This is a genomic window from Paucilactobacillus nenjiangensis, assembly GCF_008632615.1.
Taxonomy (GTDB): Bacteria; Bacillota; Bacilli; order Lactobacillales; family Lactobacillaceae; genus Paucilactobacillus; species Paucilactobacillus nenjiangensis.
Window position 1 is genome coordinate 409802 of sequence record NZ_CP043939.1, and the last position, 24986, is coordinate 434787.

The window sequence follows — 24986 nt, forward strand, 5'->3', positions numbered from 1 at the left end:
TCGTAATCTGTTTTCTATTTTCATTAAGCATAAGTTAAATGGTCTTCTAATAAATTCTGTCCAATCGAAATAACTTCACAACAAGCCCAGTAGATGATGGCAATTAAGATATATAAAGTCATATAATCTTGGTTGGCACCAGCAATAATCTTAGCTTGCATGAACATTTCAGAAACGGTAATCATTGCCGCCAATGAAGTTCCTTTGAATAAATCAATGACAATGTTGCCAAGTGCCGGGATAGCAATTCTGAAAGCTTGAGGTAAGATAACGTATCGAATAGCTTTGGAGTACGACATTCCTAAAGAAAATGCCGATTCGATTTGGACCTTCTCAACTCCTAGAAAAGCAGATCTAAACACTTCAGAAACAAACGCTGAACATCCAAGTGTGAAGGCGATAATGGCGGCAGGCAAAGCGTCTGCGCCAAAACCAAAGTACACGACGAACAGCATAACTAACAATGGCACACCGCGAAGAAATGAAACGTAGGCTCTCGCAAAGCCAGACAGCAAGCGATATTTACTAAGTCTGGCAAGTGTGAGTAGCACACCGACAACCATCGCGATGGAAAAGCTAATTACTGTTAAAAAGATCGACATTGGCAATCCTAGTAATACATTGGGTAAAGCCCGAATTGCTAAATGCCAATCAAACAACGTGGACAGAGTTGAAAAATTCATATTAATTACCGGCCATCATATTTAGATTGAATTTTGAATGTGTGGATATTCTTTACATTTGGTTTTTTTGTGACATCCGCACCGTAGTATTTTTCAGAAAGTTTCTTGATGGTACCGTCTTTCTTCAATTTCTTCAATTGAGCATTGACTTGTTTTTGAAGATCCGTGTCACCTTTCTTCATGATAAAGCCAACACCGTTCTTATCTTCATCAGTATTGAAATAAAGATTTGAAGGAAGTGTCAAACCGCTATTTGGAGTTGCTTTCAAGGCAAGGGATTGTAAATAATAATCATTCATAATAAAATCCGTTTTGCCATTCTTGACATCTCGCAAGTAAACGTCGTTTGAGACGTTATCATAGTTGACTAAAGTAGCTCCCAACTGTTGTGATAGACGTTGGTAACTTGTACCTGCTTCACCAGCAGCCTTTTTGCCTTTAATGTCTGACCAAGAATTAATACCAGAATTATCGCTTGCCCGAACCGCCACACTGTTAAATGAATATTTGTAAACAGATGAGGTAGCGAATTTCTTCTGACGAGTTGGTGAAATATTAAAGTCGTTGGCTGCCAAATCGGCTTTGCCCGTTTTGACCGCCGTTAATTGACCGTCAACGTTGTATTCTTTGAATTCAATTTTACGGTGTAGTCCTTTAGCGACTGCCCGTGCGATTTCAACGTCGTAACCAACTAATTTGTTCGATTTTGAATCATGATAAGACGCCGGATACAAAGTTCCGGAGGTTGCGACAACAAGTGGCTCTTTTGAGTCATTGTTTTTCGTGCAACCAATGAGTATAATTGCCGTAAATGCTAAGATACCAACTAATGCAGAAATTACTTTGAATCGCTTTTTCATAATCTAATCTCCATTCCACCCCAAAGCATTATGCAAAGTATAGAACAATGAAAACGGTTTATCAATAAAAAAAGAAGGTTTTTTTCATGCTCAATTATCAAAATATATCAGCTTTAGACTTAGCACAACAGATTCGCGACAAAAAAATTAATTCACAAGACCTGATTCACGCTACGATTGAAAATATCAACCAACAAAATCCACAGTTAAATGCAGTCATTTCTGTCCGGGAAGAAAAGGCACTAGCCGAAGCGGCTGCACTGAAAGATACTGGTCAACCATTTTATGGCGTGCCACTATTGTTGAAGGGGTTGAGCCAACAACTGGCCGGTGAAAGCGATACTGCTGGGAATGTATTATTGAAGGATTCAATCGCTGCCCATTCAAATAATTTCGTAAAAAGTTTGCAAGATGCTGGTTTTATTATCATTGGGCAAACTAATTTTCCTGAATTTGGCTTTAAAAATATCACTGATTCTAAATTATATGGGATTGCACATAATGCATGGAATACAGATTACGCCCCAGGTGGATCATCCGGTGGGGCCGGGGCCGTTGTTGCTTCTGGAATTAGTCCGATAGCTGCTGGTAGCGATGGAGGCGGGTCAATTCGGATTCCATCATCTTGGAGTGGTGTAATTGGTTTAAAACCCACCCGCGGCCGGGTACCAGTTGGCCCAGATGATTGGCGATCTTGGCAAGGTGCTGCGATTAGCTTTGCGCTCACCAGCCATATTGACGATACCGCTGCACTGCTTAACCATATGCAAACGGTCCAATCAGCCGCTGTATTCCAGGCACCTAAAGTAGACTTGTCAGATATTAGCCAAATAGATAAATCTATCAAAATTGGCTATACTACGAAGTCGCCAGTCGGGACTAAAGTATCTGATGATGCGATTAATGCTGTGACTAACGCCGTAAAATTTTTGGAGCAAGAAGGCTTTGACGTCGAAGAGATTGATGTCCCTATTGACGGTGTGAAAGTGATGGAAAGCTATTACTTGATGAACGCTGGCGAAACGGCCGCGATGTTTGGCAATATGGCCAATGCCATGGGACGCGAAGTGAAACGAGACGAAATGGAACGCTTAACTTGGGCCTTGTACCAAACTGGTCAACGGGTGAAGGCCGCCGAATATGTCGATGCCTTGAATTTGTGGGACCAAACGGCTTACCAAATGGATCTAATTCATCAACAATATCCGTTAGTTTTAACACCCACCACTGCCTATGTGGCACCAAAAGCAAATGATCCATTAGTATCGCCAGAAAATTATGAAAAAATGTACACGATTAATGAAATGACGACTAAGCAACAGCGCCAATTCATTTATGATCAGTGGTTACCAGCTTTAACTCGTTCACCATTCACGCAGACAGCTAATCTGACAGGAGAACCTGCGATTAGTTTGCCAACTTTTGTTAATCCTGACGGTTTACCATTGGGAATTCAGTTTACAGCTGCCAAAGGTCGCGAAGATTTGTTATTGCAAATCGGAAAATTATTTGAAGATAATAATCAATTCAAAATGTTAAAACATTAAATCAAAAAACAGAGCTTGCCTTCAATCCAATGTTAGGATTTGAAAGTTAGCTCTGTTTTTAATTATGCATATAAAGCTGCAACTTGTTTTTGAACAGAATCGTTTGAAAGGTATTCATCGTAGTTAGTATCGGCACGGTCAACCAAGCCCTTATCAGAAATGGTGATAATGCGATTAGCGATGGTTTGAATGAATTGGTGGTCATGAGAACCGAATAGTAATGATCCGGGGTAATCAATTAAGCCATCATTCAAAGCACTGATTGATTCCAAATCTAAATGGTTGGTAGGATCGTCCATTACCATCACATTAGCCTTTGAAAGCATTAGTTTTGAAAGCATACAACGCACTTTTTCGCCCCCAGAAAGGACGTTAACCATCTTGTTAACATCGTCTCCAGAAAAGAGCATCCGTCCTAAGAATCCACGTAAGAAGGTATTATCATCTTCGCCTTTTTCAGCGTATTGACGTAACCAATCAATAATTGAAATCTCACGAGAAAATTCAGCTGTCGTGTCTTTAGGTAGATAAGCTTGGGTGGTAGTGACTCCCCAAGTAATCGTGCCTGAATCTGGTGTTAAATCACCATTCAAGACGCGGAATAGTGCCGTCACGGCAATATCATCACTGGCCACAAAGGCAGTTTTATCATCTTTGTTTAGGCTAAAAGAAATATTGTCTAGAACTTTAGTTCCGTCAACTGAGACGCTTAAGTTTTCAACTTTTAATAAGTCATTGCCGACTTCACGCGCCTGAATAAACTTAATGTATGGATATTTACGTGATGATGGTTGGATGTCATCAAGGGTAATTTTATCTAACATTTTCTTACGAGAAGTTGCTTGTTTAGACTTAGAAGCATTCGCACTAAAACGAGCGATAAAGTCTTTTAATTCGGCAATTTGTTCTTCTTTTTTTGCGTTAGAGTCAGATTTTAATTTAGCAGCCAATTGGCTTGATTCTAACCAGAAGTCGTAGTTACCAACGTAAAGTTGGATTTTACCAAAGTCCAAGTCTGCCATATGGGTACAAACGTTATTGAGGAAGTGACGGTCATGGGAAACAACAATCACGGTATTTTCAAAATCAGCTAGGAAATCTTCTAGCCAGGCGATTGATTGAATATCTAAACCGTTGGTTGGTTCGTCTAAGAGTAAGACGTCAGGTTTGCCGAATAATGCTTGAGCGAGCAAAACCTTAACTTTTTGGGCTTCAGTTAATTCAGCCATCAATTTATTGTGTAATTCTTCGGGGATGTTTAAATTTTGCAATAAAGCGGCTGCTTCTGGTTCAGCTTCCCAGCCACCCATCTCGCCAAAGTCACCTTCAAGTTCGGCGGCACGAATACCGTCTTCATCAGTGAAGTCTTCCTTAGCGTAGAGTGCATTTTTTTCATTCATGATGTCATACAATTTTTTATGACCCATGATAACAGTGTCCATAACAGTTTTATCTTCAAAACCAAAGTGATTTTGGCTCAATTTAGTCATTCGTTCATTGGGATCTAGTGAAACGTTCCCGGTAGTTGGTTCGATTTCACCTGAAAGAACTTTTAAGAAAGTTGACTTTCCAGCACCGTTTGCACCAATTAAACCGTAACAGTTTCCGGGTGTAAATTTGATATTTACATCGCTAAATAGCTTACGATCGGAGAAGTGTAAGCTGACGTTATTTACAGTAATCAAGATATATCCTCGCTTTTCGTGTCCTAAATTCTCATCAACAGTCCATTATACTTGGATAATAAGAGACCTGCAACTAATTAAATACGAATTAAAGCGTACGTCGTCATAAAAACCACCGATGTCTGTCTGAAATGACAAGTATTGGTGGTTTAATTTGTGTTACAGATTGGCATCCATTTTGAAGGTTAATTTAGATAATTCCAGTCCGTGCATGATGAGTTGAGAAATTAATTTATTGGTTCGTTTAGCCATTTCGTCAGTCATCACTTTATTTTGACGAGTTAAGAATTCGTTCATATGGGTCTGGTCAAGTTTAGTAGCTGCATTAGTGACTTCACTGACAAACTTGTGTTGGAATTGACGAGCATCCTTAAGATAGTCCAAATCCATTTGAATGAATTGGCTATGGTGTGATTCAACTAACATTGAAAGCGTGCGGTACATCCAGTAGGCACTGTTACCCTTAATATCTAATTCCATTGGTGTATCAGTGTAGCTGATGTCATTAGCGCTAGAGTTACCAAAGAAAGGTACAAATGGTGCAAAGGATGGAATCCCGAAGCAAAGCCATAAAATTGTTGAAGCTGATTCAGGGACACCATTCAGGACCTGTAGCACGTGTGAATTTTGCGTCCTAGCTAATGAAATTGGACGATAACGTTGTTTATCAGCTTCAGAACCGTGACCTAGTGGATCAAAATCTGTGCCATTATAATGACTGCTCAAAACCCGTTCAACATCTTCTAAAGTTAACTTAGTTTCAGCAGGTAAGATAAATGGTAAATCTAAATCTTCGGGTTCAAATTCTAAACTGGGACTCAATAGTTTGTGACCATACCATTGACGTGGGGTATTGTAATGTTGATCAAATTCAGTATAGGTTCCAAAAATGCGGCGGAAATTCCAATCGCTTAAATCCGGATTTAAATGATTGGCAACGACAAATTCTTGAATGCCGTCAGACCACATGAAATTAGCCGCATCTCTAAAATCAACTTGTTGAATTGCAATCCGGTTACCGGTTACCGCATAGGAGTCATCTGGAATGCGTTGTGCCACCCAGTGATGACCTGTGACAATTTCCATGTACCAAACATCATTCTTGTCGCTAAAAATGACACCATTACCTTCAGGAGAACCATGTTCCGCAATCACTTCACCTAAACGCGTTACACCTTCACGAGCAGAATTGATAAAGGGCAACACCATTGCGACAATTGAATCTTCAGCCACGCCATTTTCAACTAAGGGGTCAGCGGCCAAAACCCGTTCATTAGCATAAACACTTTCAGTTGCGCTCATCCCAACGTTGGCTTCGTTAAAACCATTTTCATCAAAGACGCCTTCATGTTCGACGTCTACATTCGGGGTTGCTTGGTAACCATAACCAGTTTCAGGACGTTTGGCAGTGAAACCATTTTGACCTGAAGTAATGGTTGATGGTTTGTTTTTAAAACCAGGATAAACCACAAATTTTTGTGGAGTTAGGGTCAAAAAAGTATCATCATTGCGCGCAGCCATTGTAGAGCCGTCGATTGAAGCCTTTTTACCTACTAAAACAGTTGTACAAGCACTTTCAAATCTCATATTAGTATTCCTTTCAAATTGCGTCATCATTAAGTTTAACGCATTTAAATTACCAGTCAAATATCATTGACCCGGTATTGTTTGACCCGCCAGTCAATAGACGAATATAATTGGGTTAACAAATAGGAGAGGGTGACTTTTATGACTGAAACAGTTTTGGAAGTTAAAAATCTACAGAAAAATTTTGGTAAATTTCAAGCCTTAAAAGATGTGACGTTTAATGTTAATAAAGGAGAAGTTTTTGGCTTTATCGGGCCTAATGGGGCTGGCAAATCGACGACAATCCGGGCACTCCTCGGTATTTTAAAATCTAATGGCGGCAGTGCAACAATTTTTGGCCAGGATGTTTGGCAAGATGCTGTTACAATTCATGAATGTTTAGCTTATGTACCAGGTGATATTTATTTATGGCCTAATTTAACGGGTGGTCAAATCATTGATTTATTTTTAAAATTGAATGGCGAAAAGCATTCAAGTAAAACGGATGCGTTAATTAAAGAATTTGCGTTAGATGCGAATAAGAAAGCACGGACGTATTCTAAAGGTAATCGGCAAAAAGTGGCTTTAATTGCAGCTTTTTCAACGGATGCGGATTTTTATATCTTTGATGAACCGACCTCCGGATTGGATCCATTAAATGAGCGGATTTTTCAGAATCACGTGAAAGAATTGAAAAACGAAGGCAAAAGCATTTTACTTTCAAGTCATATTTTATCGGAAGTAGAAAAAATGTGTGACCGCATTGGCATTATTCGTGAGGGAAAAGTGATTGAGACTGGTACCTTAGATGAGCTCCGTCATTTAACCCGGACGATGATTACCGTCAAAACTAATGGAGCGTTGGATAGTGTAGCCAAGCTTGATGTAGTCCATGAATTTGTCGTTGATACCGTTGATCAGCAGAAGGCCACGTTTGCGGTCGATTCAGACAAGTTAGCCGGCGTGATGATGCAAATAGCTGCTCTTGGAGTGGTTTCATTACAAAGTGCGCCACCGACACTAGAAGATTTGTTCATGCATTATTATCATGAAGATTCAAAGGAGGCGTAGTCTTATGCGACGAACTTCCTTATTATTAAAAACCTATCTGCGCCGTGATTGGTTCAAATTTGTAGTTTGGGCATTATGTATTGTTGGCTTAGCTGCTGTGTCGGCAGGCAAATTTAATAGTTTGTATGAAACTGAGGCGGCCATGGCATCAATTATCGCGACCTTAAAAACGCCCGCAATGGTGTCAATGTTTGGCCCAATGACTGCGACAGCACCATACACAGTTGCCGTGATTTACGCGATGGAAATGATGGTCTTTATGGGCTTTTTCATGGCGATGATGAATATTTATTTTGCCGTCAAAAACACTCGTGGTGAAGAAGATTCCGGTGTGCTGGAATTGACACGTGCGCGTGCAGTCAGTCGCAATGCCCCATTAACCGCAGTGATTTCACAATTAGTGATTATCAACGTTGTGATGGGCGTCCTGTTAACCCTGGGCCTAGAAGTGTCGGGGATGAATGGTGTCACCATTGAAGGGAGTCTTTTATTTGGAATCAGTTTAGCAATCTTTGGCATGATGTTTGGTAGTTTTTCTTTGTTGATTGCTCAACTAACTGATAATTCGCGAGGTGCAACGATTGGCAGTTATGTCTTATTAGGTGGACTGTTTGTGTTACGGATGATTACCGATGTGCAAAATTCAGACACAACTTGGTGGACGATTTATGGTTGGATTGAAAAATTAAACATTTATGATCAAAATGATTGGTTCCCAGTGCTGCTCATGCTAGTGCTGACAGTGGTTGTTTGTACCGTCACAGTGATGCTCAATCGTACTCGTGATTTCGGGTCTGGGTTACTGGTTTTGAATCATCAACAAAAAAGTTCAAGTCGGCTAATTAATGGACCATTCAGTTTGTTATTAAGACTCGAAAGAATGCCACTGATTATTTGGACGTTAGGCATGTTTTGTTTAGGGGCCAGTTATGGTTCGATTTTTGGACAAGTTGGTGATTTATTAGCCACTAATCCGATGATGGCCAAAATCTTGGGAAGCCAAGGAACTGATAATGCTAATTTAGCTGTGGTGATGAGCTTTGCGGGGATGCTATCAGTTGTATTCGCTGTCGTTAGCACTATTCCAGCGTTGCAAATTATCTTTAAGATTAACCGCGATGAACGCAAGGGATGGCTAGAATTGATCCACGCTAATGCTGTCTCACGGTTGAAAGTCTATTTATCATATCTGGGCTTAGCTGTAATTATCTCGGGCATCTGTTTATTCGCTGCCATTTTGGGGATGTATGTCAGTGGTTCTGCGGCCGTGGATTATGATTTAGATTTTAGTAAGTTCTTACGTGGCTTTACATCGTATTTCCCAGCTGTTTTGGCAGTGATGGGTGTTGGGACCTTTTTCGTTGGTTTAATGCCTAGACTGCAAAATATCGTCTGGTTTGTACCGATTTATGGATTTGTCTCAATTTACTTGGGCGCATTACTTGATTTTCCTAAATGGGCTAAGCAATTAACGCCATATGGCTGGTTTAGTAAAGTGCCTACTCATGCAGTACCGACGGAACCATTGTTGCTTTGTTTAGGAATCATGATTGTGCTGGGCATTATTGGCTTTATTACGTATCGAAATCGAGATTTGACGGTGAACTAAGATGGAATATCAACCAAAGGTACATCATACAATTAAAGACCCGAAGAAGATTGACCGCATCATGCAAAGTGCGTTAGAAAACTTTGCAGAATTTGGTTACCAGACGTCCAAAATGGAAAACATTGCTACTGATGCAGGAGTTTCTAAAGGAACGGTGTTTTATTATTTTGGCAGTAAAGCAGAATTACTGATTCAAGTTCTGACTAAAGCCATTGAGGTTTTAAATGATGCTGCTGATGTCAGTGTATGGAGCGAGGCACAATCATTAACGGAAATGGTGGCCAGAGCGACCAGATATAAGTTTCAGCTCGAATTAGAATATCAAATGGAATTTAAAGTCTTGTTGAAAATTTATATTGGCATCGGTCATTTACCCAATGAATTACAGGCCACAATCACACATTTGATTGGTGGTTATACGGAAGTGAAAATTGAAAATTTGGTTGGTCCGATATTAGAACGAGAAAATTTCCGCCCAGAGCTCGACAAAACGATTGTGGTTGAAATGATGTTAGGAATTGTGAAACAAATCGAATTGGATTCACAACAATTGTTTGAAGAAAATGCAGATGCTACAATGGCAGACTTTGAACCCATCATCGACAAAGTGATGCAATATATGGACGTACTTGAACATGGATATTTAGCCAAATAAAAAAAATGACTGATTCACCGGAGATATGATGGTGAGTCAGTCATTTTTTATTGTTAGAGAGTGTCTAAGATAGTTTTTAATTCGCCAGCAGATAACTGTCCAGGGGCAGATGATTTGCCAACAGAACCAAACGTAGCCACGCTACCAAAAGTTTTACCAGCAACACGGCTGATTTTACCTAAATCACCCATCGACATGGTTAATAGCGGTTGAGTGACTTGATGATCTACCGCAATCGTTGCATCCATTAAGTTCATCACATCTTCGCGATATTTTGGCATTACCGCAACTTTAATGATGTCTGGATTGGCTTTAGCCATTTGCGACATGAGGAAAATTAATTCATTTTTCTCAGGAGTTTTTTCAAAATCGTGATGGCTCATAATCATGGTGACGTCACCATTAGTAGTCAATGAGCGTAGTTGGCCAATTTCAACATCTTCACGGGAGAATTCTACGTCAATAGCATCGACAATTTCAGCTTGGATTAACTGATTGTAGGCGTCAACGTAAATCGTGCCAGGGTAATCAAATTCGCCGCCTTCTTTAACGGTTCGGCTAGTGGCGATGATGGGAATATCGCCCAAGGTGGACTTTAAGTCGATGGCGGTACCGACTAAGGTATCAAAATCTGACAAGTCCGATTGTAAATAATCAAGGCGCCATTCAACCATATCAGCAGCGGAATGGGTGATTTTTTCTGCTTGCTTCAAAACGGATTCATAGTTTTCAGCAATGATGGGCACAATAATTCGTTCGGGTTGGTCTGAACCTAATTCAAGTCCACCAACGATAATTGTTTTACTTTTTTGATCCATAATTTTTTACTTCCTTCGTGTGTCTTAACTTGAGAATATCACGTCATTAACGTGTTTGTAAACAATAAAAATGACCGTCGGCGATTAACTGACGGCCATTCAATTGAATTAATTTTTAAGCTTGGTTTTCTTTTTTAGCAGTTAATTTCTTTTCAAGTTCAGTAACTACTTCGGCATGTTTCTTTTCAGTTAAGGTAACTTTCAACATGTAAACGAAAGCGGCGATAACAATCAACACGATAGGTGCGTAGAACATGTAAGTTCTGAAATTGAATAATTCACCAGAACTAATGCTACTTGGTTTGGCATTACCAATCATACCTGAATGAACGGCAGCTAAACCAACGATACTGTTAGCAATGGCACCAGCTAATTTATCAATCAAAGGACGAACTGACAAGGTAACTGATTCATTACGAGTACCATTCTTTAATTGGCCATATTCAACACTATCAGTGATAGTCATCAAAGCTGCCAAGAAAATCATTGGGTAAGGGAAGAAGAAAATACCAACGGCAATCAGTACCATGACGATGTTTTGACCGGCAAAGAGGAACAATAGGTAACCAACAAGCATCATAGCAATCCCACCAACGTAAATCGCACGACGTTTAATCAATACAACAACAGTTGGGAAGAGTGAAACTGAGATAATTCCTAAAATAGCAGTAATGACACCGACCATTGAGAAGGCACTAGTGTTTCCAAGTACATATTGGAAGTAGTAAGCCATCAATGAGTTAGTAACCACATAACTTAAAGCAAATAAGAAATATGAAAGAGCTAACCACATTAATTGATCATTTTGGCCGATAACTTTGAAGACATCACGGAAACGAGTTCTTTCAGTATCTTCACGGATAATGTTCTTTTGTTCTTTGGTACCAAGGGCAGTTGCTAAAGCACCTAAGAATGACACGGCACCAACAACAATGGCGAAGCCTAACCAACCAGCACGAGTTTTCTCATCACCAGTTGTACCTGAGAAGGTTTGTGATAACCAAATAATTAATGGGAAGATGAAGATTGGAACACTTTGGGCACCTAATGTTGATCCAAAACGACCAATGGTACCGAATTTAGCACGAACTTTTGAATCAACACTTAAAGCGGGCAGCATTGACCAAAATGAAATATCTTTAAATGAATAGAAGATGTCTAACACAACAAACGAAATTCCGAAAAGAATTAAGTAAAGTGTAGGGTTCTTAGTGGTTAAACCACCAAAGTTAGTAAAGATAATAACTAACATAATGGAACTAACTCCAGCCCCGATGAGTAACCAAGGCTTGAATTTACCCCATTTAGTATTGGTGTTATCAACTGCACCACCGATGATTGGATCAAAAATAATTTCAACTAATCGAATTGCAGTCATCAGTAATGTAACGTAACCAATCATCCGAGCGTTAAAAGCAGAATCGCTTGTGTCGAATAATTGACTGGTAACAAACAACATTAGATAAGTACTTAATGTTGCGTAGAACATGTCATGCCCGAAGGCACCTGCTGCATATGAAGAATACTGTTTAGTATGTTCCATGATTTTCTCCTGTTTCCCCAAATTTTAATATCTGTGTTCCATAATTTTTTCTAGGATTTTGTCTCGTTGTTCTGTTTTAGCAACATCGAAACGGGTTTCTTCGAGATCATTGAAGTCATCAATAATAATCAATGCTTCTAGGTATAATCGAAGTTCGCGCTTGATATATTTTATATCGTCTTCGCCTTCACGTTGAGGATTTGTTCCAACAATTAGTCGGGCAAATTCTTTCGCGTCAATTTTAATTTTGTCATCGTTTGCCATAATGTACAACTCCTTCTTTACAAATAAATAAATAATAGCAATGTAAACGCTTTCTATAATCTAAGCCTAAATGAGTAAAATAGCAAGACTTTTTTAGTAAAAATAGTAAACTAAAGAGTGTGAAAAAAGTAACATATCAGTATTTACGCTCTATGGAGGGCGATTTGATACTCTAAATATTTTTAGTAAAAATAAATCGATTTACCTAATTTTAAGATAATGAAAAAAATTTAATTTTTATTTTCTTCATTATATGTGATGTGAATCTCGTAAAAAGAGCTTAAAGTTGGGCAATTGTCAGTGTATTTAATGACGATGTTTAAAAAGGGTTGACATGAATATGTTGTATTTGTTAAGATATATCCAATGAAATTCACAGGAGATTTTAATATGCTAACAACACACGGAAAAGTAAATAGCTTTTATTACTATTGGTTTATGAAGTGATGTTTGGGTCGACCTCAGACGCAAACATCACGTTCGCGTCTAGGTGACCAATAGTTTTTGAGCATATTAAAAACAATTAGCCACATAGATGTTTCAGCAATCTAAAACACTGTGTGGCTTTTAATAATTATAGGCTATTTGCCTAGTTTTAAGCTTGGAAGTCCCGCAGTGTACACACTGTGGGACTTTTTGTTTCGGTAGAAGGGAGTGAATAATGTTATGACTAAGAGAATTGAAGTAGATGGACATACAGAGTTATACGGATTATTTGCTCATCCTGCAAAACATAGTTTATCGCCATTGATGCATAATCATAGTTTTGAAAAAAATGGAATAAATGCGAAATATTTAGCATTTGACATTGGCCCTGATGACACACAAGCAGCGATTCAAGCAATTAAGACATTAGATTTGAAAGGCGTAAATTTATCCATGCCTTTTAAACAAAAAGTAATTCCATATTTAGATCACATCACTGAACGAGCCAAGTTACTCCAATCAGTTAATGTGATTAAAAACGAACAAGGTGTCTTAACTGGTGATTCTGTCGATGGGGCTGGCTTCTTTGAATCATTAGAGGCAAGTGGAATTAATCCTAAACATCAAACACTGACAATCTTTGGAGCGGGTGGCGCAGGCCTATCAATTATTCAAGCAGCGATTGATCACGGGGCAAAGGAGATTAATGTCTTTAAGCGGCATGGCAAGAATTTTGATACCGTAAAACACCAACTTGAGTTGATGAATGATGGTCATGCGGGAGATGTAAATCTCATTGATTACGACGATGAAACTACCATGATTGAAAAAATTAAAGTGAGTCAAATTGTTATCAATAGTACCAACCTAGGCATGGGTGACTATCAAGCGCAAATGCCAGCTCCACCTGGAGTATTAGCAGCATTAACAAACCAAGTAGTGTGTGATGTCATTTACTCACCTGCTAAAACAAAATTTTTAGAATTTGCGAAAGAACAAGGATGCACCATTTTTAATGGGTTAGGAATGTTAGTGTATCAAGGCGCATTAAGCTTTAAATGGTGGACGAACACAGAAATGCCGGTCGATGAAATCAAACAACTAATACTAGAGAGATAAACGAATGAGGTAATTAATTATGATAATCGTATTAAAAGAAGCTACAGCCAAACAAACCATGCAAACTTTGAAAAATCACTTTGAAGGTACCACAGATGTTTTCACACACAACAATCGGATTGCATTGAACAAAGTGAAACCAGAACAATTAACTGATGAAGAAAAAGCAGGCGCTGAAGAAATTATTATGAACCACCCGGCAGCTGTTCAAGGTAGCCGCGAATTTCACCCAGAAGATACGGTAATTAAGTTACGCCATACAACTATTGGTGGTGACACTGGCCTAACAATGATGTCAGGACCATGTTCAGTTGAATCAGAAGAACATGTGAAAGCCATGGCATCAGTCGCCAAAGAAGGTGGAGCAACAGTACTTCGTGGTGGTGCCTTTAAACCACGGACTTCACCATACACATTCCAAGGACTTGGCGTGGATGGGCTTAAATACTTAAGAGAAGCAGCCGATGAACAAGGTATGGACATGATTACTGAAGTCATGGATGAAGAACATTTAGACGTTGTGCTCGAATATACCGATGTCCTTCAAATTGGCGCACGTAACATGCAAAACTTCTCACTTTTAAAAGCGGTCGGCAAAGTGGACAAACCAGTGTTATTGAAACGTGGAATGTCAGCTTCAATCGACGACTTGTTAAATGCAGCCGAATACATCGCTGCTGGTGGAAATCATCAAATTATTTTGTCAGAACGAGGCATTCGTTCATTTGATTCAAAATACACACGTAACTTGTTTGATGTTAGTGCAATGCCCGTTTTGAAAAAGTTAACTCATTACCCATTAATTGCTGATCCTAGCCATGCTGAAGGACACTGGGATTTGGTTACCCCAATGGCTTTATCTGCAGTGGCAGCTGGAGCCGATGGTATTGTGGTTGAAATTCATGATAATCCAGAAAAAGCTTTATCTGATGGGCCTCAAGCACTGAAACCAGATACTTATTTGGAAATGACTCGCAAAGCTTTTGCATTAGCAGATACATTACAAGAATTAAATATGGGAAAAGAGGCCGTTATTAATGGCTAAAGTGGATGTTAATCTCACTGATAAGAATTACACGGTGTTGATTGAAAATGGTTTATTAGCTCGGATTGGTGAATTGGTGGCAGCACATTGGCAACCACGTCAAATTGCATTAATTACTGATACTAATGTAGGACCATTATATTCAGCCAAAGTGATCTCAAAATTGAGCGAACAAAACTTTCAAGTCCACGAATATGTGGTACCGGCTGGTGAAAGCTCAAAGTCTTGGGAAGTTGCGTCAGAGTTAGCATCTAAAATGGCTGCTGACCACTTTACACGGACTGATGCTGTGATTGCATTAGGTGGTGGAGTGATGGGTGATTTGGCTGGTTTCTTGGCCTCAACCTATATGCGCGGCATTGACTTCATTCAAATTCCAACCTCATTATTAGCCCAAGTTGACAGTTCAGTTGGTGGTAAAACGGCAATTGACTTAGGCGAAGCTAAAAACATTATTGGTACTTTTTATCAACCAGACGCGGTCTTTATTGATCCGGAAACTTTGGATACCTTGTCCGATCGGTATGTCGCTGAAGGCTATGGGGAAATTGTTAAAACGGCTGCACTAGATTCAGTTGATTTCTGGAACTTAATCGAAACTATCGATTCAATTGCAGATATTCGTGGGCACGCAACTGAATTAAGCCAACGCAGTATTGGTTATAAAGCTAAAATTGTGATGGAAGATGAAAAAGAAGCCGGCAACCGGGCACTGTTGAACTTTGGTCATACCATGGGCCACGCCATTGAACTGTTAGCACACGGCGATTTAGCACATGGTGAGGCAGTTAGTATTGGCATGACGCACATCATGCAAGTCTTTGAAGAACACGGAATTGCTGATGCAGGGATTACGGCGACAATTAAAGAGCGATTTGCAGCGGTGGGATTACCAACTGATTCAGACTTATTATTTACCGATGCATTTTACGAAAAGATTCTTAATGATAAAAAGAATAGAAATGGTACACTTAATCTTGTGTACGTGAAAACATTTGGAGAACCTGCTATTTATGGGATTCCATCGACTTCAGTCAAAGATTTTTTTAATAATAAAGATTAATTAAGGGGTTTTAGATATGCGTTACGTTACTGCGGGTGAGTCACACGGCCCAGAACTTACAGCGATTATTGAAGGCATTCCTGCCGGATTACACATTTCAGCAGACAAAATTAACGACGATTTACACCGTCGCCAACAAGGATACGGTCGTGGAAATCGCATGAAGATTGAAACGGACCAAGTCAAAATTTTGAATGGTGTCCGTCATCAAAAAGCATTAGGCTCACCAATTACCTTAAATGTGACTAATGATGATCATGCTCACTGGGGTGAAATTATGTCACCAACCGCTGAAGAAACACCAGATAATAGTGTGCGGAAAGTGACGCGTCCGCGTCCAGGACATGCTGATTTGGTTGGGGGAATGAAATACCAACATACAGACTTACGGAATGTCTTGGAACGTTCCAGTGCGCGTGAAACAACCATGCGCGTGGCAGTGGGTAGTTTATGTAAACAGTTATTATCTGAACTAGGTGTTGAAGTACTCGGATTTGTCCGTGAAATTGGCGGAATTGAAGCTGATGCAGACAAATTGTCACAATTTGAAGGGCTGACTGATTTAAAGAAAGTTACTGATGAAAGTGAAACTCGGACTTTTGATGCTGATGCCGATGAAAAAATGAAAGCATTGATTGATGAAACCAAGCGTGCCGGCGATACTCTCGGCGGCGTGGTTGAAGTGATTGCAACGGGGATGCCAGCTGGAATTGGTAGTTATGTCGGAGCTGATACTAAATTAGACGCTAAAGTGGCCGCATCGATTGTGGGTATTAATGCATTTAAGGGAGTCGAATTTGGTGATGGGTTCCAATTTGCCAAGAATCCAGGGAGCCAAGGAATGGATGAAATATTCTATTCTGAAGAAACTGGTTTTTATCGCAAATCTAACCATTTAGGTGGTTTTGAAGGCGGCATGACTAATGGCCAACCAGTTGTCGTAAAGGCCGTTATGAAGCCAATTCCTACTCTATACAAACCTTTGATGAGTGTAGATGTTAATACCAAAGAAGCTTACAAAGCAAACGTAGAACGTTCCGATACAACGGCAGTTACTGCTGCCGCGGTAGTGGCAGAAGCCATGGTGGCAATCACCTTAGCCGAAGCGTTACTGGATAAGTTTGATACGGATGCGATTGATCGTTTAAAGGCGCAACTCGCTGCCTATAAAGAAGAAATTAAGAAATATTAGGAGTTGAACAAAATGTCTACAGTTGATTTACCTAACAGTAATAGTGGTCTTCATGGAGCGTTAACGGTTCCTGGTGACAAAAGCATTTCGCATCGAAGTATTATGCTGGGCGCAATTAGTCACGGGACAACCACAGTTGATCATTTCCTTTTATCTGATGACTGTTTACACACGATTGGTGCATTTCGTGAACTCGGTGTCAAAATTGATGTAGATGGAGATCACGTATCTATAGAAGGTAAAGGTGGTTTTCGCAATTTTGATAAGCCAAAGAAACCGTTAGATATGGGTAATTCTGGTACTTCCACGCGGTTGTTATTAGGACTATTGGCAAACCAACCATTTGATATTGCAATGTTCGGGGATGCCTCATTAAGCAAGCGCCCAATCAAGCGAGTGAGTGATCCTTTAACTCAAATGGGTGCCAAAGTTGCAGCAACGAATGGTAATTTTTTACCGTTAACTTTACATCCCAATGATGGACTAAATGGTATTGACTACAAGCTGCCAGTGGCCAGCGCGCAAGTTAAAAGTGCGTTGATTTGGGCCGGATTACAAGCTGAAACTCCTAGTCATTTAACTGAAAAACTCATTACACGTAATCACACTGAAAAGATGTTGGAACAATTTGGCGGTCATTTGGAACAAGATGGCTTAAATATCACGGTGACACCGCAGTCTGATTTTACGGCGCAGCATGTGACCGTTCCTGGGGATATTTCTTCTGCTGCTTTCTTCCTGATTGCGGGGGCCTGTGTGCCGGGCAGTGAGATTACTCTCAATAAAGTTGGCTTGAACGATACTCGAGATGGTATTTTAAAGGCGCTTGATCAAATGGGTGCCCAGTATACGATTAATAACCGCACCAATGACAGCGAGCCAATGGGTGATATCACGATTTGTTATCAACAACTGAACGCTTTAACACTAGGCGCTGCTGATGTTCCTGCATTAGTTGATGAAATTCCATTGTTGGCATTGGCTGCGACTCAGGCCAAAGGTCAGACGGTAATCACTGGTGCTGAAGAATTGCGCGTTAAGGAAACTGATCGAATTGCGACAGTGACAGAAGAATTAACTAAAATGGGTGCTGATATTACGGCCACGCCAGATGGCTTTATTATTAATGGTGGTACGAAACTTCATGCTGCCAACACGCCTCTTCAATCACATGGCGATCACCGTATCGGTATGATGATGGCAGTCGCAAATTTGATGGCTGATGGTGACAATCAATTAGCTGATGCTGATGCAATTGCAGTTTCTTATCCTCAATTCTTTGATGATTTGAAGAGCTTGAATAAGTAGTGTGCGAGTCGTTCCGGGTTGTCCTTGAGGACTAACGAAAATAATTATATTTCGTAGTTTGAAATAAATTATTAAAGTTAGACACAGAGGACAGGAACGACGAGCATGACTCAGGTGATTGGACCGTCTTGAGGACTAACGAAAATAATTATATTTCGTAGTTTGAAATAAATTATTAAAGTCAGACCAGAGGACAGGGACGACGAGCATGGGTAGTTAGGCAAAATAAGCATAAATGGGAGTTCTAAGATGAGAATTGTGGTAAATGGACTGGGCGAAATGGGAGCATCACTCGCATTAGCTATTAAAAATGGACAAGAAAATGCTGAAATTATTGGTGTTGACCTCAATGTTAAAACGCTACAACGCGCCAAAGAAATTGGCTTAGCTGACGAGGTTAACACGGATTTATTTGCAGTCGCTCCGACTGCGGATGTGATTATTTTAGCCACGCCCATTCATATTATTATCGATAGTCTTCATAAGCTTTCTCATGCTGATTTAAAATCAACCGTTCTCATTACTGATACGGGTAGTACCAAAAAACAAGTAATGGATGCGGCCGATGAATTGATTAAAAACGGGACTAGTTTTGTTGGTGGCCATGCAATGGCCGGAACAGCAAAAGCCGGAATTGATGCACTTGATGCACACTTGTACGATTCAGCACCATACTTTCTGGTTTCAGAAAACCAGGCAGATTTGGATCGACTGCGGAACTTATTGTCATCATTACATTTAAATTTTGTCGAAACTACTGCAAAAAAACATGATGAAATGATGGCCATGCTCAGTGACTTACCGCATATTGTTGCGGCAAGTTTGGTCAATGCGTCTTCGTTGACTTTAGCAAACCATCCAGAATTACCACAATATGCTGCCGGTGGATTTAAAGATACAACGCGAATCGGTGGTGCGGATCCACAAATGTGGACGGATATTTTACAAACTAATCGGGATGCAACCCTCGAAGCAATTGAGCTGTATCAGCAACAAATCGACACTTTAAAACAAGCATTAATAAATAATAACTCAACCGAGATTTTTGATTTTTTTGCTGCTTCTAAGCAAACTCGGATGACAATGGAGGAGGATTTCTAATGGCTCATGTAGTTTTAGTTGGCTTTATGGGAACTGGCAAAACCACGGTTGGCGCAGAATTGGCTAAACGAATGGAATTAACTCAGTTTGATTTAGATGATTTGATTGAAGCGAAACTCGGAGAAACCATTAAGACGTTTTTTGCCCGTGAAGGTGAAGCTAAGTTTAGAGAAATCGAGACTGAAGTTTTAGATGAGTATTTAGATAACGAAGGTATTCTCTCAACAGGCGGCGGGGTAGTCATGAAAGACTTAAATCGTGAATTGTTGAAGGAAACACAAACTCCGGTAGTTTATTTACGTACGCAACCAAATAAAATTATGGATCGCTTGAGCGGTGAAACTGACGGCCGGCCAGTATTGAAAAATATGACCTCTAAACGTTTCAATGACTTATGGCAATTTAGAGCGCCGCTGTATGAGGAAGTCTCTGATATTGTGATTGATACTGACCAATTAACACCGAAAGAATTATCGTATGAAATTATGAGAATGATTGGCGAGAGGAGAACTAAGTAATGGAATTGGATCATCTTCGACAACAAATTGACGAATGTGATAATGAAATCATGACGGCATTAGAAAAAAGATTACAAGTCGTTCATCAAGTGGGTGAATACAAAGCAGCACACAATTTGCCTATCGTTCAAACGAGTCGTCGTCAAGAATTGATTAAACGTCTCCAAGAAGAATTCGGTAGTGATAATCTGACTCCAGAATTTATTAAAGATTTATATGGCTTGATTATTAATCATGCTGAATCATTGGAGTAAATCGCTTTAATTAGCGACAAATACATATCTTTGTATGAACTAATAAAATATTGTGGACAATATACAATTTAAGTTAACAAAAAACAGTTCTCAAAGTAGAATCGAATTAAAATTCTTTAACTATTTGATAACTGTTTTTTTATTTGTTCACAATGGAATGAGCTTCTATAAAAGTGCTATATGTTTGAACTTATAGGAATAATTATATCTCTAAAAATTAAATTGTTGATCTATTCACTATTTTTTTCAGAGTTTTGTATGCCTGACATTAAAATCCCAGATGCAGTTTTTTTAACATCTCCGTCATTTTTTGCATTTAAATAATATTTAATTGCTCCATTTTTCGAATTGTAGTCAAGTAAAGTTATTGTAATTTTTATGTATTTTCCCTTTAATGACTTAGCTCCAATCAGCATGTGGTTTAGAACATCCCTGATTGTACCAAAATACGGGCTTCCGTAATTGATATATTCTGAGTCTAAGTAATATTTATCAGATAAAATTGACAATCTTTGAATCTTTTCTGACGGTACTGTGAGTTCCGTTCTTTTTGTATTACTTAATTTGAACATATTGTCACCTCCAAGTGACATTAACCACAATATTGATTAAATTCAATGGATATCGTTGAATTGATTCATCACGCTTTTGTAACAAGACTATGTCACTCTTTTTTAACAATTTTCCTCTATCTATTTTATTGCATGTGATTAAATTTCGTATATTGTAACATGTTTTTATTGAGTTTCAATTGAATTTTGTCCCGTATTTCACTAATTTTTGTGGATTACAACGAATATTAAAATGATAAAATACTGATAAATTAGTAAAATTTGACAATTTTATAAAAAAGTATATTAAACATATGAAATATATCGCCCCATTCTTAATACTAATTTTCACAATGATTTTAATTGTAATCTCATTTAAGCTGATTAATTTTATTAAAAATTTGAGAAAATAGCGATAAACGTTTGGAAATTAAGATAATTCGCTTTGAAAAATATATATTCCAATAATTTTATTAAAACAGAATTAGAATAATATTGTGAAAAGTATTCAATCTTTGTGAAGAATGTGGTATAGTACTCCCTGTAAACGTTTGCAATTAAATATAAAAATTTAAGGAGATGCCATTAACATGCGATATGACTATGATGGAAAAGTTGCTATTGTAACAGGTGGTGCTAAAGGAATCGGCCGTGAGGTCGTGCAGGGTATTGTGAATGGTGGCGGTAAAGTCGCATTATTAGACATTGACGATGATGCAGGTAAAAAAACCGTTGCTGATATGGGCGACGGAAATAGATTTTATCACGTTGATCAAGCGAATAGGGAAGAAGTTAATTCAACATTTGCTCAAATTATTAAAGATTTCACAAAAGTAGATTTATTGGTTAATGTTGCTGGAATTATTAGTGCAAAGCCATTTGATGAATTACCTCCAGAAGAATGGGATCGCACAATTAAAATTAACTTAACGGGTCCGTACAACACTGTTGCAGCAATATGGAGCCATTTTAAAGATAATGGTGGCGGTAGAATTGTAAATGTTTCTTCTGTTGCTGGTAAAATTGGCGGTGGATTATTAGGTACTGTTGCTTACGCTTCTTCAAAGGCGGGCTTAAATGGATTCACCAAGGCCGTTGCAAAAGAGGGAGGAAAATATGGTATTTATGCAAATGCTGTAGCACCTTCATTCACACATACATCAATGACTAAGTCGTTATCTGAAGATCCGGAAAAGAACGCAAAAGTAATTGGAATTATTCCTTTGGGTCGGCCAGCAGAAGCCGTGGAAATCGCTCAAATGATTCTCTTCTTTGGATCTGATGCTGCTAGCTTTATTACAGGAGAAATTGGTGACGCTGATGGTGGCGTTGTAATGGATGGCTAGGGAGGAGTGAATTGATATGGCTGAAAATGTAAAGAAGAAAAAACATTTTTCTATTCCAGGTGGTAATATTATTATCCCCATGTTTATTGGTGCGGCAATTAACACCTTTTTCCCTTCATTTTTAAAAATTGGAGGTTTTACAACTCCGCTTGCAACTGGGTCAGGTGCACTTGTTGGATCGTTCCTCTTTGTTATTGGGGGAACAATTTCATTTAAAACTGCACCTGCTGCAATTAAACGTGGTGGTTCAATTATCTTGACGAAAGTTATTGTTGCCGTTGTACTTGGATTATTAGTTGGTAAGTTAATGAACAACAACTTCTTAGGTCTGAGTGCACTTGCAATCATTGGTGGTATGTCTGGTGCCAACAATGCCATGTATGCAGGGATTGTTCATGACTTTGGAGATGAAGTCGATGAAGCTGCAGTTGGTATCACAATTCTAAGTGTTGGGCCTTATGTTACTATGATTGCCTTAGCAGCATCAGGGCTGGCAACATTTTCAATTGTTACTTTATTAGCAACCATTCTGCCTTTGTTAGTTGGTATGATTCTTGCCAACCTATTTCCAGCAGTTAAAAAGATTCTTAATGATGGTATGAATGCATCTATCGTTGTTGTTGGATTTGCACTGGGATGTTCTATGAACTTCCAACAAATCTTTGTTTCAGGAGCATCTGGTATTTTGTTAGGTGTCATCATTACTCTTGTTGGTGGTGTATTTACAATACTCGTCGACAAATTAGTAGGTGGCTCAGGTGTTGCCGGAGCTGCAATTTCAAGTTGTGCTGGTGCCAACATGGCAACTCCTGCTGCCCTTGCAGCTGTTGATGCTAGTTATAAATCTATCCAAACGACGGCAACAACTCAAATTACTGCAGCTGTTGTTGTCACAGCGATTTTGACTCCAATGCTTACCGCGTGGATTGCAAAACGCAATGCAAAAAAACGTGGTGAAACTAAAGTTGAAGCTCAAGCATAAAAATTATTTCATTTTAGATTATTTTTAAATTGGAATTAAGTGCATGTCTACATTTAACTTCAGAAAAAATATTTATAACATTTGTGAGAACTGTGTAAAAGCAGTTCTCATTTTTTGTTAAAATAGATGTGAAAGTACGAGGTGTTGAAATGAATCCAAATCAAGAAAAACAATTAACGTTAATCGAAGAATTTGTCACTAAAGAAATGAGCGCCGATACAAGTGGACACGGGATGGATCATCTGAAGCGTGTCACCAAAATGATCAATAAGATTGGACCGCACGAACAGGCGGATATGTTTATTAGTCTGGCAGCCGGGTGGCTACATGATGTCATTGATGACAAGCTGACGAACCAGCCGGAACAGCAACAGATGAAAGTGTGGTCATTTTTAAAATTGATTGGAGCTACCAACGACCAGGTTCAAGCTATCAAAGATATTATTTTGAATATGTCGTTTTCAAAGAGTCTCTCAGGCAGTGAATCTGAATTATCAATTGAAGGCCAAGTGGTCCAAGACGCTGATCGGTTGGATGCGATTGGGGCATTAGGCATTGGCCGAGCGTTTTATTACAGTGGCCACGTGGGTGAGGAGATGTATGATCCAAGTGTTGAGCCCAGATTGAATTTAACTAAGGAACAATATCGGAATGAACCTGGAACGACGATTAATCATTTTTACGAAAAGTTGTTTCTAATTACTGATCGTTTAAACACAGACACAGCCAAGCAAATTGGGGCTAAACGACAAGAAATCATGCAGGATTTTGTCAATCATTTTAAGCAGGAATGGAATGGCGATTAGTTATAATAAGATAATTAATTTAGACGATTATTAATTTTTCTTTATGAGAAATGGTATTTACTAGCCAAGCCACTTTAGTTTTAGGTATAATTATTGTATTCATAAGAAAAGTATAAAGTGTGGAGGAACATTGATTGCAAATTAACAATCAACGTGTCTGGTTACTGAACGTAATCAGAGGAGCATTAATTGGCTCCGGATTTATTTTACCAGGTATTAGTGGTGGCGCATTATCAGTGGTTTTTGGGTTGTATGAACCACTAATCAAATTTTTGGCCCATCCGTTTAAGAACTTTAGACAAAACTTTTTCTTTTTTCTACCGGTTGGAATAGGTGGAATACTGGGAGTTTTTGGCTTATCGTTTGCGGTTAGTTACCTATTAGGGAACTACGAAACGATTGTTCTTTGGTTCTTCGTCGGCGCCATTTTAGGGACCATTCCTGCCATGTGGCAAGATTCTGGCAAGCGTGGCCGTTCAAAATTAGATATTGGCCTAATGATTATTGCGTTTATCTGTATGACCTTGTTTTTGAAGTTTGGCTTGTCAAATGTCAGCCAGATTGATGCCAATTTATGGTCATGGGTATTAGCAGGAATTTTAATCGGATTAGGGCTGGTGATTCCAGGCTTAAGTCCTTCTAATTTTCTGATTTATTTAGGACTTTACAAGGGAATGTCAGATGGAATCAAAACTGGGGATGTTGGCGTACTTTTACCATTGTTTATTGGGGTGGTATTAGTGATTGCGCTGCTATCCAAAGTGATGAATTGGCTTTTTGAAATTGCGTATTCGAAACTGTTTCATATCGTGTTTGGGATTGTGATGGCATCTACCATAATGATCGTTCCAACTGATTATCATGGCATCGGCATGATGGGAATCGTGGCCGCGGTGGTATTATGTATTTTAGGAACCATTTTAGGATGGAAAATGAGTCAATTAGAACAAGTTGTTAGTAAATAATTTGATCAA

General features: G+C 39.0%; 24 protein-coding genes. 16 read left to right on the plus strand and 8 right to left on the minus strand.

Annotated features, from left to right (window positions below; all coding sequences use genetic code 11):
* Nucleotides 1–23: 23 nt before the first annotated feature.
* Together F0161_RS02050 and F0161_RS02055 are read right to left on the minus strand one after the other, a co-directional pair.
* A complete protein-coding gene (locus F0161_RS02050; protein ID WP_150203479.1) occupies nucleotides 24–683 on the minus strand; it encodes an amino acid ABC transporter permease in 660 nt (219 codons plus the stop codon).
* A gap of 5 nt (nucleotides 684–688) precedes the next feature.
* The gene (locus F0161_RS02055) at nucleotides 689–1543 is read right to left on the minus strand and encodes a transporter substrate-binding domain-containing protein (protein WP_150203481.1); all 855 of its coding nucleotides are present in this window, start codon (nucleotides 1541–1543) and stop codon (nucleotides 689–691) included.
* Nucleotides 1544–1629: 86 nt separating this feature from the next.
* Here F0161_RS02055 and F0161_RS02060 point away from each other — a divergent pair, with 86 nt between their 5' ends.
* Nucleotides 1630–3090 carry an amidase gene (locus F0161_RS02060; protein WP_150203483.1) on the plus strand — a complete coding sequence of 487 codons (1461 nt, stop codon included), beginning with the start codon at nucleotides 1630–1632 and terminating at the stop codon, nucleotides 3088–3090.
* A gap of 62 nt (nucleotides 3091–3152) precedes the next feature.
* Here the strand turns inward: F0161_RS02060 and F0161_RS02065 are convergent, their stop codons facing one another.
* A complete protein-coding gene (locus F0161_RS02065) occupies nucleotides 3153–4775 on the minus strand; it encodes an ABC-F family ATP-binding cassette domain-containing protein (protein WP_150203485.1) in 1623 nt (540 codons plus the stop codon).
* 159 nt (nucleotides 4776–4934) lie between these two features.
* A complete protein-coding gene (locus F0161_RS02070) occupies nucleotides 4935–6362 on the minus strand; it encodes a C69 family dipeptidase (RefSeq protein ID WP_150203487.1) in 1428 nt (475 codons plus the stop codon).
* Nucleotides 6363–6503: 141 nt separating this feature from the next.
* Between F0161_RS02070 and F0161_RS02075 the strand changes: the two genes are divergently transcribed.
* The 3 genes from F0161_RS02075 to F0161_RS02085 are packed head-to-tail and all read left to right on the plus strand — an operon-like array spanning nucleotide 6504 to nucleotide 9676.
* A complete protein-coding gene (locus F0161_RS02075; protein ID WP_150203490.1) occupies nucleotides 6504–7412 on the plus strand; it encodes an ABC transporter ATP-binding protein in 909 nt (302 codons plus the stop codon).
* 4 nt (nucleotides 7413–7416) lie between these two features.
* Entirely contained in the window at nucleotides 7417–9021 is a 1605-nt protein-coding gene (locus F0161_RS02080) for an ABC transporter permease (protein WP_150203492.1), read from the plus strand.
* Nucleotide 9022: 1 nt separating this feature from the next.
* Nucleotides 9023–9676, plus strand: a complete 654-nt coding sequence (locus F0161_RS02085) for a TetR/AcrR family transcriptional regulator (RefSeq protein WP_150203494.1) — start codon at nucleotides 9023–9025, stop codon at nucleotides 9674–9676.
* A gap of 53 nt (nucleotides 9677–9729) precedes the next feature.
* Here the strand turns inward: F0161_RS02085 and aroD are convergent, their stop codons facing one another.
* The 3 genes from aroD to F0161_RS02100 all read right to left on the minus strand — a co-directional run bounded on the left by aroD (nucleotide 9730) and on the right by F0161_RS02100 (nucleotide 12301).
* On the minus strand, nucleotides 9730–10494 hold the full coding sequence (aroD, locus tag F0161_RS02090; RefSeq protein WP_150203496.1) for a type I 3-dehydroquinate dehydratase: 765 nt from the start codon (nucleotides 10492–10494) through the stop codon (nucleotides 9730–9732).
* A gap of 115 nt (nucleotides 10495–10609) precedes the next feature.
* Nucleotides 10610–12037: a glycoside-pentoside-hexuronide (GPH):cation symporter gene (locus tag F0161_RS02095; RefSeq protein ID WP_137602222.1), complete on the minus strand. Its 1428-nt coding sequence runs from the start codon at nucleotides 12035–12037 to the stop codon at nucleotides 10610–10612.
* Between the two features lie 24 nt (nucleotides 12038–12061).
* A complete protein-coding gene (locus F0161_RS02100) occupies nucleotides 12062–12301 on the minus strand; it encodes a hypothetical protein (RefSeq protein ID WP_371858084.1) in 240 nt (79 codons plus the stop codon).
* A 666-nt stretch (nucleotides 12302–12967) separates the two neighbouring features.
* Between F0161_RS02100 and aroE the strand changes: the two genes are divergently transcribed.
* The 8 genes from aroE to F0161_RS02140 all read left to right on the plus strand — a co-directional run bounded on the left by aroE (nucleotide 12968) and on the right by F0161_RS02140 (nucleotide 20327).
* Nucleotides 12968–13846: a shikimate dehydrogenase gene (aroE, locus tag F0161_RS02105; RefSeq protein ID WP_150203498.1), complete on the plus strand. Its 879-nt coding sequence runs from the start codon at nucleotides 12968–12970 to the stop codon at nucleotides 13844–13846.
* 19 nt (nucleotides 13847–13865) lie between these two features.
* The gene (gene aroF / locus F0161_RS02110) at nucleotides 13866–14891 is read left to right on the plus strand and encodes a 3-deoxy-7-phosphoheptulonate synthase (RefSeq protein WP_150203500.1); all 1026 of its coding nucleotides are present in this window, start codon (nucleotides 13866–13868) and stop codon (nucleotides 14889–14891) included.
* A complete protein-coding gene (gene aroB / locus F0161_RS02115) occupies nucleotides 14884–15954 on the plus strand; it encodes a 3-dehydroquinate synthase (RefSeq protein WP_150203502.1) in 1071 nt (356 codons plus the stop codon). Before aroF ends, aroB begins: the two co-directional genes overlap by 8 nt.
* 16 nt (nucleotides 15955–15970) lie before the next feature.
* A complete protein-coding gene (gene aroC / locus F0161_RS02120) occupies nucleotides 15971–17146 on the plus strand; it encodes a chorismate synthase (RefSeq protein WP_137602218.1) in 1176 nt (391 codons plus the stop codon).
* Between the two features lie 12 nt (nucleotides 17147–17158).
* Nucleotides 17159–18454 carry a 3-phosphoshikimate 1-carboxyvinyltransferase gene (gene aroA / locus F0161_RS02125; RefSeq protein ID WP_150203504.1) on the plus strand — a complete coding sequence of 432 codons (1296 nt, stop codon included), beginning with the start codon at nucleotides 17159–17161 and terminating at the stop codon, nucleotides 18452–18454.
* A 249-nt stretch (nucleotides 18455–18703) separates the two neighbouring features.
* Nucleotides 18704–19555, plus strand: a complete 852-nt coding sequence (locus F0161_RS02130) for a prephenate dehydrogenase (protein WP_150203506.1) — start codon at nucleotides 18704–18706, stop codon at nucleotides 19553–19555.
* A complete protein-coding gene (locus tag F0161_RS02135; RefSeq protein WP_137602215.1) occupies nucleotides 19555–20073 on the plus strand; it encodes a shikimate kinase in 519 nt (172 codons plus the stop codon). Before F0161_RS02130 ends, F0161_RS02135 begins: the two co-directional genes overlap by 1 nt.
* Nucleotides 20073–20327 carry a chorismate mutase gene (locus F0161_RS02140; RefSeq protein ID WP_137602214.1) on the plus strand — a complete coding sequence of 85 codons (255 nt, stop codon included), beginning with the start codon at nucleotides 20073–20075 and terminating at the stop codon, nucleotides 20325–20327. The genes F0161_RS02135 and F0161_RS02140 overlap by 1 nt, the downstream gene beginning before the upstream one ends.
* 230 nt (nucleotides 20328–20557) lie before the next feature.
* Here F0161_RS02140 and F0161_RS02145 read toward each other — a convergent pair whose 3' ends face one another.
* Nucleotides 20558–20899 (minus strand): hypothetical protein, encoded by a 342-nt coding sequence (locus F0161_RS02145; RefSeq protein ID WP_150203508.1) that lies wholly within the window; start codon nucleotides 20897–20899, stop codon nucleotides 20558–20560.
* Nucleotides 20900–21468: 569 nt separating this feature from the next.
* Here F0161_RS02145 and F0161_RS02150 point away from each other — a divergent pair.
* From F0161_RS02150 to F0161_RS02165, 4 genes are all read left to right on the plus strand, one after another.
* Entirely contained in the window at nucleotides 21469–22224 is a 756-nt protein-coding gene (locus F0161_RS02150) for an SDR family NAD(P)-dependent oxidoreductase (protein WP_137602212.1), read from the plus strand.
* Nucleotides 22225–22240: 16 nt separating this feature from the next.
* Nucleotides 22241–23206, plus strand: a complete 966-nt coding sequence (locus F0161_RS02155; protein WP_137602211.1) for a 2-keto-3-deoxygluconate permease — start codon at nucleotides 22241–22243, stop codon at nucleotides 23204–23206.
* A 149-nt stretch (nucleotides 23207–23355) separates the two neighbouring features.
* Nucleotides 23356–24012 carry an HD domain-containing protein gene (locus tag F0161_RS02160; RefSeq protein WP_150203510.1) on the plus strand — a complete coding sequence of 219 codons (657 nt, stop codon included), beginning with the start codon at nucleotides 23356–23358 and terminating at the stop codon, nucleotides 24010–24012.
* Between the two features lie 140 nt (nucleotides 24013–24152).
* Nucleotides 24153–24977 carry a DUF368 domain-containing protein gene (locus F0161_RS02165; RefSeq protein WP_150204613.1) on the plus strand — a complete coding sequence of 275 codons (825 nt, stop codon included), beginning with the start codon at nucleotides 24153–24155 and terminating at the stop codon, nucleotides 24975–24977.
* Nucleotides 24978–24986: the final 9 nt, after the last annotated feature.